At 46.1% G+C, this 12,510-nt stretch carries 9 protein-coding genes, 1 tRNA gene and 1 pseudogene; all 11 read right to left on the reverse strand.

Going from position 1 to position 12,510, the window contains the following annotated elements; genetic code table 11:
• Window positions 1-15 precede the first annotated feature (15 nt).
• The 11 genes and pseudogenes from rpoC to tuf all read right to left on the reverse strand — a co-directional run bounded on the left by rpoC (window position 16) and on the right by tuf (window position 12,496).
• Entirely contained in the window at window positions 16-4,164 is a 4,149-nt protein-coding gene (gene rpoC, locus HY805_07030; protein MBI4823964.1) for a DNA-directed RNA polymerase subunit beta', read from the reverse strand.
• A complete protein-coding gene (gene rpoB / locus HY805_07035) occupies window positions 4,161-8,090 on the reverse strand; it encodes a DNA-directed RNA polymerase subunit beta (protein MBI4823965.1) in 3,930 nt (1,309 codons plus the stop codon). The genes rpoC and rpoB overlap by 4 nt, the downstream gene beginning before the upstream one ends.
• Window positions 8,091-8,102: 12 nt before the next feature.
• Complete coding sequence (gene rplL / locus HY805_07040) at window positions 8,103-8,480, reverse strand: 50S ribosomal protein L7/L12 (GenBank protein ID MBI4823966.1); 378 nt, start codon at window positions 8,478-8,480, stop codon at window positions 8,103-8,105.
• Between the two features lie 29 nt (window positions 8,481-8,509).
• Complete coding sequence (locus HY805_07045; protein ID MBI4823967.1) at window positions 8,510-9,025, reverse strand: 50S ribosomal protein L10; 516 nt, start codon at window positions 9,023-9,025, stop codon at window positions 8,510-8,512.
• A 132-nt stretch (window positions 9,026-9,157) separates the two neighbouring features.
• Complete coding sequence (locus HY805_07050) at window positions 9,158-9,847, reverse strand: 50S ribosomal protein L1 (protein MBI4823968.1); 690 nt, start codon at window positions 9,845-9,847, stop codon at window positions 9,158-9,160.
• 14 nt (window positions 9,848-9,861) lie between these two features.
• Complete coding sequence (gene rplK / locus HY805_07055) at window positions 9,862-10,290, reverse strand: 50S ribosomal protein L11 (GenBank protein ID MBI4823969.1); 429 nt, start codon at window positions 10,288-10,290, stop codon at window positions 9,862-9,864.
• Between the two features lie 11 nt (window positions 10,291-10,301).
• Entirely contained in the window at window positions 10,302-10,826 is a 525-nt protein-coding gene (gene nusG / locus HY805_07060) for a transcription termination/antitermination protein NusG (protein ID MBI4823970.1), read from the reverse strand.
• A gap of 2 nt (window positions 10,827-10,828) precedes the next feature.
• The gene (gene secE / locus HY805_07065) at window positions 10,829-11,014 is read right to left on the reverse strand and encodes a preprotein translocase subunit SecE (GenBank protein MBI4823971.1); all 186 of its coding nucleotides are present in this window, start codon (window positions 11,012-11,014) and stop codon (window positions 10,829-10,831) included.
• A gap of 13 nt (window positions 11,015-11,027) precedes the next feature.
• Window positions 11,028-11,100 (reverse strand) — tRNA-Trp (locus HY805_07070).
• Window positions 11,101-11,119: 19 nt separating this feature from the next.
• Window positions 11,120-11,272 carry a 50S ribosomal protein L33 gene (gene rpmG / locus HY805_07075; GenBank protein MBI4823972.1) on the reverse strand — a complete coding sequence of 51 codons (153 nt, stop codon included), beginning with the start codon at window positions 11,270-11,272 and terminating at the stop codon, window positions 11,120-11,122.
• Window positions 11,269-12,496: pseudogene (tuf, locus tag HY805_07080) on the reverse strand (elongation factor Tu). The gene rpmG and the pseudogene tuf overlap by 4 nt, the downstream one beginning before the upstream one ends.
• Window positions 12,497-12,510: the final 14 nt, after the last annotated feature.

Raw genomic sequence — 12,510 nt, forward strand, 5'->3', positions numbered from 1 at the left:
TGCCGGATTTTATTTTTACTCCTCTATGGATTCCCCTTCAGAGGGTTGTTTCTTTTCGAACAAGCCTGCAAAGAGCTCAGGCAGTTCCCTTTTTACGAATGTGTTTCTGTATCTCTGCATCCCTGTTCCAGCAGGGACAACCCTGCCCATTATCACATTCTCCTTAAGGCCCTTGAGCTCATCGACTGCACCGCTTATTGCGGCCTCTGTAAGGACCCTCGTTGTCTCCTGAAACGATGCGGCTGATATAACGGACTCTGTTGTAAGGGATGCCTTTGTAATACCCAGAAGCAGGGGCTTGCCATGTGCAGGTTTTCCGCCTTTCTTTTTCACCTCTTCGTTGTGCTTGTAAAAGACTGCCCTGTCCACATGCTCTCCAATAAGGAAATCCGTATCTCCGGAGTCCTCGATTCTGACCCGTTTCATCATCTGTCTAACGATTATCTCTATGTGTTTGTCGTTTATGGAGACACCCTGAAGTCTGTAGACCTTCTGAACCTCATCCACGAGGTATCTCTGAAGCTCTTTTGGTCCAAGGATGTCCAGAACGCTGTGGGGGTTGACCGAGCCATCCATGAGTGGCTCTCCTGCCTTTACCCAGTCTCCCTCATGAACGCTGACATGCTTGCCCTTTGGAATGAGATACTCTTTCTGGTCCGTTCCTCCTTTGACAACTACAACCCTCATGCCCTTATGAGCACCCTTGAACTCCACCATGCCATCTATTTCTGCAACTATTGCCTGCTCCTTGGGTCTTCTTGCCTCAAAGAGCTCGGCAACTCTCGGAAGACCTCCTGTTATGTCCTTTGTCTTTGTTGTCTCACGCGGTATCTTTGCGATGGCATCTCCTGGATGTACGATGTCGCCTTTTTCAACTAGCACATGTGCCCCTGAAGGAAGAAGATACCTTGCAAGATTGGCTGTTCCCGGTATCTTGAGTGTTGCCTTTCCATGTTCGTCCTTAATAGAGACCCTCGGCCTCATATTGGCAGGATAATCTATAATCACCCTGTGGGAAAGTCCAGTGATTTCGTCAACCTCTTCTTTAATGCTTACCCCGGACACTATGTCTCCGTGGGCAATCTTTCCGCCAACCTCTGTTAATATAGGAGTGGAATAAGGATCCCATTCCACAAGCTTCTGGCCTCCTACCACCTTACTGCCATTTTCAACCCTGAGCTTCGCTCCATAGACAACAGAGTATTTCTCCTTTTCCCTTCCCTTTGAATCGACAACCGCAATCATTCCGTTTCTGTTCATTACGACATGAACGCCCTCGCGGTTTTTAACGGTGTTTATGTTTTGGAACTTAACGGTGCCCGGGTTTTTTGCCTCGAGCACGGTCTGCTCGACAACCTTCGATGCGGCACCTCCAATATGGAAGGTCCTCATTGTAAGCTGTGTTCCGGGCTCTCCGATGGACTGTGCGGCTATTATCCCAACTGCCTCGCCCAACTCCACAAGCTCTCCTCTCGCAAGGTCCCTTCCATAGCACTTTGCACATATGCCGTATTCTGACTGGCATGTGAGGACAGATCTTATCTTGACCCTGTCGATTCCTGCCTCGACTATCTTATGGGTTAACTCGTCATCTATCTCATCGGTTCTCTTTACAATCAGTTCCTTAGTAAGGGGGTCTTTTATGTCTTCCACCGAGAACCTGCCCAACAGTCTTTCTTCAAGCGGCTGTATTATCTCACCGCCCTCCACAAGGGAAGTGACTGTTATGCCTGCATTTGTCTTACAGTCATCCTCTGTGACAATGACATCCTGAGAGACATCCACGAGCCTTCTTGTAAGATAGCCTGAGTTTGCAGTCTTAAGGGCAGTGTCTGCAAGACCTTTTCTTGCTCCGTGTGTCGAGATAAAGTACTGAAGTGGAGAAAGCCCCTCTCTGAAGTTTGCAGTGATTGGTGTCTCTATTATTTCGCCAGTTGGCTTTGCCATCAGACCCCTCATGCCTGCAAGCTGTCTTATCTGGGCAGTGGAGCCCCTTGCGCCTGAGTCAGCCATCATGAAGATGCTATTGAAAGAGCGCTTTTCCTTCAATTCCTCCTCGGTAAACTTTTTTCCGTCCTCAGCCCCAAGCTCTTTCAGCATCTCATCTGCTACCTTTTCGGTTACATTTGCCCATATGTCAATGACCTTATTGTACCTTTCGCCCTGCGTTATAAGGCCATCTGCATACTGCTTCTGTATCTCTAAGACCTCCTGCTCTGCATCATGAATCAATTGGGCTTTTTTTGCAGGGATATGCATATCTGACATGCATATGGATAGTCCTGATTTCGTTGCATACTCAAAGCCTAATTTCTCGAGGCTGTCTAAGAATACGACTGTTTGTCTTTTTCCGGCATACTTAAAAGAGTAATCTATTACCTTTGCCAGCTCTTTCTTGTTCAGGTCTTTGTTTATAAGCGAATACGGGATACCTGTGGGAATGATTTCGCTGAAGAGAACCCTTCCACAGGTTGTATCTACAAGCTTTTTGCCGCCATCTCCACTGTCCATCCTCACCTTTATACCTGCATGCTCGCTCAAGGCGTCTGCATCGTATGCAATTCTGACATCAGAGGGACTGGCAAATATCTTGCCTTCTCCTTTGGCATTGTTTTTCTTCTTTGTTAGATAATATATTCCTAAGACCATGTCCTGAGTCGGCGTTACAATAGGTCTTCCGTTTGCAGGCGAAAGGAGGTTATTAACCGACATCATAAGGACCCTTGCCTCTACCTGTGCTTCTACCGAAAGCGGAATATGAACTGCCATCTGGTCTCCGTCAAAGTCCGCATTGAATGCAGTGCACACGAGAGGGTGGAGTTTTATTGCCTTGCCTTCCACAAGCACAGGGTCAAATGCCTGAATACCTAACCTGTGAAGGGTTGGTGCACGGTTAAGAAGCACTGCATGCTCTGCTATAACCTCATCGAGGGCATCCCATACCTCGGGCATTTCCTTCTCAACGAGTTTCTTTGCCATCTTTATTGTTGTGGCAAGACCCTTTTCTTCGAGCTTATTGAATATAAATGGCTTGAACAGCTCCAATGCCATCCTCTTTGGAAGCCCGCACTGATGGAGCTTTAGCTCAGGTCCTACGACTACAACTGTCCTGCCGGAGTAATCCACTCTTTTTCCGAGGAGGTTCTGCCTGAACCTACCCTGCTTTCCCTTTATCATGTCAGAGAGAGACTTTAAAGGCCTTTTAGTGGTTGCCTTTAGAACCTTACTTCTTCTTCCATTGTCAAAAAGGGCATCCACCGATTCCTGAAGCATTCTCTTTTCGTTCTTGATAATGACAGATGGCGCCTTAAGCTCCATCAGTCTCTTAAGCCTGTTATTTCTGTTAATGACTCTTCTGTAAAGGTCATTGAGGTCCGATGTTGCAAACCTTCCTCCTTCGAGAGGTAAAAGCGGTCTCAGGTCAGGAGGCAAAACAGGTATGACATCTAAAATCATCCATTCGGGCTTATTTCCAGAATTCCTGAATGCCTCAACCACCTTAAGTCTTTTGGTGAGCTTCTTTTTGACTCCAATGGACTGGGATTCTTTTATAGAAGCCTTTAGATGTTTAGACAGGACATCGAGGTTCACTGATCTTAAAAGCTCCCTTACTGCCTCAGCTCCCATTCCTGCCTTAAACCTACTGCCATACTCTGAAACAGCCTTTCTAAATTCCTCCTCTGTCAGAAGCTCCTTTGTCTTAATAGGTGTATCCCCTCCGTCTATGACCACATAGTCCTCGAAATAAAGGACCCTTTCGAGGTGCCTCATCGACATATCGAGCAGTGTTCCTATTCTCGATGGAACTCCCTTCAGAAACCAGATATGTGCCACAGGGGTTGCAAGCTCTATATGTCCTAATCTTTCCCTTCTGACCCTCGACTGAATAACCTCAACCCCGCATTTATCGCAGACAACCCCTCTGTGCTTCATGCGTTTGTATTTTCCGCATATGCACTCCCAGTCTTTTACCGGACCGAATATCTTTGCACAGAAAAGTCCATCCCTTTCTGGCTTGAATGTCCTGTAATTAATAGTCTCGGGCTTTTTAATCTCTCCGTATGACCATTCCCTTATCTTTTCAGGAGATGCCAGTTTTATCCTGATGGCATCAAAGTCAGTTGGGGTCTTTGTCCCCTGAAAAACAGTATATTCTTCTTTCAAACCTGCCCCCCTTTTTGCTTTTTTTCCAAAATTTCGACATCTAATGCAAGACTCTGGAGTTCTTTTATTAAGACATGGAAGGACTCTGGAACTCCGGGCTCTACTGTTGGCTCTCCTTTTACGATTGCCTCATAGATGTGTGCCCTTCCTGCGACATCATCGCTTTTTACGGTGAGGAACTCCTGAAGTGTGTGTGCGGCTCCATATGCCTCTAATGCCCAGACCTCCATCTCTCCGAGCCTCTGTCCTCCAAACTGAGCCTTTCCTCCCAATGGCTGTTGAGTTACCAGAGAGTAAGGTCCAATGCTTCGGGCATGAATCTTGTCGTCTACGAGGTGATGAAGCTTCATCATGTACATATAGCCCACTGTAACAGGCTTCTGAAAGGATTGTCCTGTTTTTCCGTCATAAAGGGTAATCTGTCCTGTCTGAGGCAATCCTGCACGCTTAAGGTAATCCTTTATCTCGGATTCCTTTGCCCCTTCAAACACAGGTGTTGCAATGTGAGTGCCCAATGCCTTTGCGGCCCATCCTAAGTGTGCTTCGAGTATTTGACCAACATTCATTCTCGATGGCACTCCAAGGGGGTTAAGCACAATGTCAACCGTAGTTCCATCTGGCAGATAAGGCATGTCTTCTTCTGGCAGGACAACCGAGACGACTCCCTTGTTTCCATGTCTTCCAGCCATTTTATCGCCTACCTGAAGCTTCCTCTTCATTGCCACATAGACCTTTACAATCTTGATGACCCCAGGAGGAAGCTCGTCTCCTCTTTTAAGGTTGCTGATTTTATCGTCATATCTTCTCTCGAGGTATCGTATATACTGGTTTGCCTCGCTGTTTATCGAGAGGAGCTTTTCCCTTAAATCCTCATCCTCTACCTTTATCTTGAGGAGGTTTCCATCTTTAATCTTTTCTATGTGCTTTTCCGTGAGAACAGCTCCTTTTTTGCATATAAGCTCTTTGGTTTTAGACTCCCTTATCTCCTCCGAGACCTTTGCTCCGAGGAGGGCATCCCTTAGTTTTTTGAATTTATCCTCTGTTATAATCCTAACCTCTTCTTCGAGGTCGCGCTGAAGCCTGAGTATGTCTTCACCCTCTATACTCTTAGCCCTTTCGTCTTTCTGGATGCCTTTTCTGGAAAACACACGGGTATCGATAATAATCCCTTCTATTCCAGGCGGAACATATAGACAGCTTTCCTTTGCCTCTTCGGCCTTCTCGCCGAATATCGCTCTCAGGAGTTTCTCCTCTGGAGTAAGCTGGGTCTCTCCTTTTGGCGTGACCTTGCCAACCAGAATATCTCCCGGCTTGACCTCTGTGCCAATCCTTATGATACCGCTTTCATCGAGGTTCATAAGTGCCTCTTCTCCAACATTGGGGACATCTCTGGTTATCTCCTCAGGACCAAGTTTTGTCTCCCTTGCCTCGATATCGAACTCCTCGATATGAACAGAGGTGAATACATCCTCCTTGACGAGTCTTTCGCTTATAAGGATTGCATCCTCGAAGTTATATCCGCCCCATGGCATGAATGCCACAAGGACATTTTTTCCTAAGGCAAGCTCTCCCATGTCCGTTGAGGAGCCGTCTGCGAGGGTATCTCCTTTTTTGACCTTATCTCCAACATTGACGATTGGCTTCTGATTTATATTTGTAGCCTGATTAGACCTCTGGTATTTCATGAGGCTATATATATCGACTCCTCCATCCTTTGCAGAGACAACTATCCTTGTGGAATCTACCGACTCTACAACCCCTGGCCTCTTTGCAGAAATAGTTGCCCCTGAATCTTTCGCAACCACATATTCCATACCTGTGCCAACATAAGGCGCCTCGGCAGTAAGCAAAGGCACTGCCTGCCTCTGCATATTTGAGCCCATGAGTGCTCTGTTTGCATCATCGTTTTCAAGGAATGGTATGAGGGCGGCCGAAACTCCGACAATCTGTTTTGGCGATACATCCATATATTGAATTTCCTTTGGGGTTACTATCTTAAAATCCCCTCCTATTCTTGCAGAGACCGTCTCGCCCACAAGATGCCCCTTTTTGTCCACAGGCGAGGTCGCCTCTGCAATAATGAATTTTTCGCCCTCTATTGCAGAAAGGTAATGCACCTCCTCTGTAACCCTGCCTTCAGAGACCTTTCTATATGGCACCTCTATGAACCCATACTCGTTGACCTTTCCATATGTAGCCAGAGATGTAATGAGTCCGATATTTGGACCTTCGGGTGTCTCCACAGGGCAGATTCTTCCGTAGTGGGTCGGATGCACATCTCTTACTTCAAAGCCTGCCCTTTCCCTTGTAAGGCCACCAGGGCCAAGGGCGCTTAACCGCCTTTTGTGCGTAATCTCGGAAAGCGGGTTTGTCTGGTCCATGAACTGGCTTAATTGGCTTGAGCCAAAGAACTCCTTGACTGCTGCCATTACAGGCTTTGTGTTTATCAGGTCATGTGGCATTGCCTCTTCAAGCTCGGTAAGGGTCATCTTTTCTCTTACAGCCCGCTCCATCCTTACAAGCCCGATTCTGAACTGGTTCTCGAGGATCTCCCCTACTGCCCTTACACGCCTGTTTCCAAGATGGTCTATATCGTCCACCTCTCCTTTGCCTATTCTCAGGGAAAGCAGATACCTGACTATCTCGATGATGTCTTTGTCAGTGAGGACTTTTACATCAAGTGGTGTGTCAATGCCAAGCCTCTTGTTGATCTTTAGCCTTCCTACAGGAGAAAGGTCGTATCTTTTAGGGTCAAAAAACAGCCCGTTAAAGAGTTCCTTTGCGGCTTTTATATTTGGTGGCTCTCCTGGCCTTAGTTTCTTATAAATCTCCATAAGGGCATCATTCTGAGCAGTTACCTTATCCGTAAGAAGGGTATCCCTGAGTGCAGGCAGGTAACTTACCTCATCTATGAAAATCAGCTCTAATTTATCTGCCTTTATGGTTTTTATTTGCTGAAATGCCTGCTCTGTTATTGCCTCGTTACTGCCAACTATTATCTCTCCGGTCACAGGGTCTATTATGTCTTTAAGGGTAATCCTGCCGATTATCTCCTTTTCGGTTATCGGGATGCTCGTGATGCCAGCAGTCTCCATCCTCTTAATAGAGGCCCTTGTAATCTTACTGCCTTCTTTTGAGATAAGCTCTTTTGTACGAGGCTCTACTATATTTTCTCCAGCCCTTATGCCTGCAAGGACATCTCCTACTGGTCTTCTCCAGAGTTTGCCGTCAAACCTTATCTTTTCAATCGGGTAAAAGAGCTGAAGGATATCCACATTGCTATAGCCTAATGCCTTCAGCACTATCGTGACAGGCAATTTCTTTTTTCTATCGATTCTTACATAGAGAATGTCTTTTGTATCGAACTCGAAATCCAGCCATGAGCCTCTTGCTGGTATCACCCTCGCAGAGTAAAGGAGTCTTCCACTTGTATGGGTTTTTCCTTTGCTGTGTCCAAAGAACACCCCAGAGGACCTGTGAAGCTGGCTAACGACAACCCTTTCGGTTCCATTTATTATGAATGAGCCTGTCTCTGTCATCAGGGGCATCTCTCCTATATAGACATCCTGCTCCTTTGACTCCTTAAGCCTCTTTTTATCTCCAGTGGTTTCCCAGAGGTTGAGCTTAACCTTTATCTTAAGAGGTGCCGCATAGGTTACGCCCTTCATGAGGGATTCCCTTTCGCTGAACTTTGGCTCTCCGACACTGTACTCTATGAACTCTATAGAGGCAGTCTCGTTATAGTCGCTTATAGGGAATACGCTTTTCAGCGCAGACTGAAGCCCGATGTCCTGCTTTTTTTGAGGCAGAACATCTTTTTGAAGGAATTTTTCAAATGACCTTGTCTGTATCTCTATAAGGTTTGAAACCTCAAGGGTTGGCGGAATCTTTCCGAAATTCAATCTTTCCCTTAAATTCCTTGCCATATATCTCCTTCTTTATTTTATTTCTACGACAGCTCCCTGTGCCTCAAGCTTTGCCTTTATTGCTTCTGCCTCTTCTTTTGAGACACCTGCCTTTACAGGCTTTGGTGAGCTGTCAACGAGCTCTTTAGCCTCTTTAAGTCCCAGAGAGGTTAGCTCTCTGACGACCTTTATAACCTGAATCTTTTTATCTCCAGCTGAAGATAATATGACATCGAAGCTTGTCTTTTCTTCCACCACCGGTGCGGCGGCCTGTGCAGACTGAGGCATCCCTGCCATCGAAATAGGAGCCGCGGCAGTAACGCCGTATCTGTCCTCAAACTCCTTTATGAACTTTGACATCTCAAGCACAGTCATATTGTCGATAAACTCAAAAACCTGTTCCTTTGTAATTGCCATTTTTTATATCCTCCTTAAATTCTTTATGTTGTCTTTTGTGTAGCCAATGCATTCATTGCATGAGCAAACGAACTTAGAGTGGCTGAAAGCCCTCCTGCCAATTTTCCGAGAGGTGCCTGCATAACGCCTGCAAGCATGCTCAGTAAAACCTGTTTTGAAGGCAGTTCTGCTATCTCCTTAAGGTCAATGTCTGTGTAGAGTCTGCCTTCTATAACACCTGCCGATAGTCTGAGTTTTTCGTTCTTTTTTGAAAACGAGATGACCTTTTTAACAAGCTCCACAGGGTCGTCATATCCTACTGCAATGCCAACCTGACCCTTGAGGTGCTTTTGGGCAACAGAAACAGGTGTATCCACGGATGCCTTTAGTGCAATGGTGTTTTTTATTACCTTATACAGAAGGTTACTCCCCAGATGTTTTCTCAGTTGAGCCATCTCAGCCACCGTAATGCCTGTGTAGTCTGTGAATACAACTGCCTTTGCCTTCAGAAACTTCTCCTTTAATTGAGAGGCAAGCTCTATTTTGTCCTGTCTGTTCAGCTATTTCTCCTTTCCGACGACAAACCCATACATCTGTCTCGGCAGGCATTCCCAATGCACTGGGAAGATTAAGTCCCGCTCCTTGCGGGACGCCTGCTGTCTCTGACTATGATAATAACGGACAATGCCCGTTCATTTACCTAAGAGTTTTCCTGTGTCAACCAGAATGCCGGCTCCCATCGTAGATGAAAGGGAGACCTTTTTAAGATAGGTTCCCTTACTCGTCGTCGGCTTTGCCTTTAGTATCGAATCCAAAACTGCCTTTATATTCTCCATGAGCGCATCTTTTCCAAATGAAACCTTTCCAACAGGCACATGAACGATGCCTGCTTTTTCGACCTTATACTGGACCTTTCCTGTCTTGAGGTCTTTTACGGTTTTTGCTATGTCAAAGGTTACGGTTCCTAACTTTGGGTTAGGCATAAGACCTCTTGGACCAAGGAGCTTTCCAATCTTTCCAACCGCACCCATCATGTCAGGGGTAGCCACCGTCATATCAAAGTCAAGCCATCCCTGTTTTATCTTCTCTATAAGGTCGTCTCCACCTGTATAATCAGCACCTGCCTCTTGTGCCTCTTTCTCCTTCTGACCCTTTGCAAAGACGAGCACCTTGATTTTTTTTCCTGTTCCGTGTGGCAACTGAACAGTGCCTCTAACCATCTGCTCTGACTTTTTTGGGTCAACCCCAAGGTTTACTGCCATATCGACTGTCTCGTCAAATTTTGTATAAGCAGTCTCCTTAACAAGGCTCACTGCCTCTTCGATTGTGTATCCCTTTGTCTTGTCAACCTTTTCTTTAGCGATTATGAGTTTTTTCCCCATCCTTACCTCCGTTGTCAATCTACGATATCTACACCCATGCTTCTTGCTGTGCCTTTGACTATCTCCATTGCCGATTCAATGCTGTCTGTATTGAGGTCAGGCAATTTAGTCTGCGCAATTACCCTTACCTGCTCGGCAGTCAGCTTGCCTACTTTTTCTTTATTTGGGATGCCTGAGCCCTTGACTATGCCAACTGCCTTTTTAATCAGCTCCGATGCAGGCGGGGTCTTTGTTATAAATGTGAATGACCTGTCAGAGTAGACAGTCAGAACAACAGGCACTATGGTGTCTCCCATAGACTGTGTCTGGCTGTTAAATGCCTTACAGAACTCCATGATATTTACGCCATGAGGCCCAAGTGCAGGGCCAACAGGTGGTGCTGGGTTTGCCTTTCCCGATGGTATCTGAAGCTTTACTTGTGCAATCATCTCTTTCTTTGCCATCTCTAAGCCTCCTATGCCTTTTCAACCTGAAAAAAACTAAGTTCAACAGGCGTTGGCCTGCCAAATATGCTGACCATGACCTTTAGCCTTCCGTGGTCTGCATCGACCTCTTCCACATATCCTGCGAAATTGGTGAATGGTCCATCTGTTATCCTTACCTCATCTCCGCTCATGAATCGAGTCTTTACCTGTAGCGCAGGACCTCTTTCGATCTGCTGTAGGATTAGACTGACTTCCTCCTCTGAAATAGGCACTGGTTTTGTGCCGCCAACAAAACCCGACACCTTTGGAATACTCCTGATAAGATGCCAAGTCTCGTCGTCAAGCTCCATCTCAACCAGTATGTAGCCAGGATAAAACTTCTTTTCAAGCTCCCTCTTCTTGCCCTTCTTCATGTCTATTACCTTTTCAGTAGGCACAAGAACCCTCGCAACCCTTTCCTTCATCCCTTGCTTTTCAACCTTACTCTCTATAGATTCTCTAACCTTCTCTTCAAAGCCCGAGTAAGTATGAACCACATACCAGTTTTTTGCCATTTCTACCTCAAGACCATCCTCACAAGTTTTGAAAGCCCTATGTCAACGAGCCCGAGAAATACAGCCATTATCAACACCGTTACGATCACTACCCATGTAGAGCCAATAAGCTCGTCTTTGGATGGATAGACGACCTTTTTGACCTCTATTTTTACTTCCTTAAAAAATTCCTTTATCCTCTTAAACATGCTCCCTCTTTAACAGGCCAGGAGGGATTTGAACCCCCAACCCTCGGATTTGGAGTCCGGTGCTCTGCCGTTAGAGCTACTGGCCTTTTTCCTTTAATCATAGTCTTATGCCTTTGTCTCCTTATGCCGGGTATGCTTTCTACAGTGCCTGCAATATTTGCTCAACTCAAGCTTATCGGTAGTGTTCTTTTTGTTTTTCATCGTAGAGTAGTTTTTGTTTTTACACTCTGTGCATTGAAAAAGTATAATACTCCTCATTCTATAACCTCTGTAACGACTCCTGCGCCAACAGTTCTTCCGCCTTCCCTTATTGCAAACCTGAGCTCTTTCTCCATTGCTATGACAGAGATAAGCTCTATCACAACATTTATGTTATCCCCAGGCATAACCATCTCTACCCCATCCGGAAGCTTTACTATCCCTGTGACATCCCGGAAGCTTTACTATCCCTGTGACATCCGTTGTCCTAAAATAAAACTGAGGCCTATAGCCATTGAAAAATGGAGTATGTCTTCCGCCTTCCTCCTTTGTAAGAACATAGACCTCTGCCTTGAACTTAGTATGCGGGGTTATACTGCCTGGCTTTGCAAGAACCTGTCCCCTTTCTACCTCTTCCTTCCCTATGCCCCTTAGAAGCACCCCTATGTTGTCTCCTGCCCTTCCCTCATCGAGAAGCTTTCTGAACATCTCAACACCTGTAGCAACTGTCCTTTTCGTCTCCCCTAAGCCTACTATCTCAACCTCTTCACCTACCTTTACCAAACCCCTCTCAACCCTTCCTGTTACAACTGTCCCCCTCCCTGATATGCTGAATACATCCTCTATTGGCATCAGAAAAGGCTTATCTATCGGCCTTTCAGGAGTTGGTATATAGCTGTCTATGGCATCCATCAGCTCCATTATACAGTTGTATTCAACTGCCTTTGGGTCTGAACTCCCTGACTCCAGTGCCTTAAGAGCACTTCCCCTTATAATAGGTATCTTGTCTCCGGGAAATTGATACTTGCTCAACAGCTCCCTTACCTCAAGCTCAACGAGGTCTAATAGCTCAGGGTCATCTACCATGTCGGTTTTGTTCATGAAAACCACTATGTATGGCACACCTACCTGCCTTGCAAGTAGTATGTGCTCCCTCGTCTGTGGCATAGGACCATCTGCCGCTGAGACAACCAGCACTGCTCCATCCATCTGTGCCGCACCTGTTATCATGTTCTTTACATAGTCTGCATGCCCAGGACAGTCAACATGTGCATAATGCCTCTTGTCTGTCTCGTATTCGACATGAGCAGTGGCGATTGTTATTCCCCTTGCCTTTTCCTCAGGCGCATTGTCTATGGAGTCAAATGGCCTGAACTTGGCAAGTCCCTTAAAGCCCATAACCTTCGTCATAGCCGCAGTAAGGGTGGTTTTCCCATGGTCTACATGCCCTATCGTGCCTACATTTGCATGAGGCTTTACCCTCTCGAACTTTGCCTTAGCCATAACCTATTCCTCCT

The organism is Nitrospirota bacterium, assembly GCA_016207905.1.
Taxonomy (GTDB): domain Bacteria; phylum Nitrospirota; class Thermodesulfovibrionia; order Thermodesulfovibrionales; family JdFR-86; genus JACQZC01.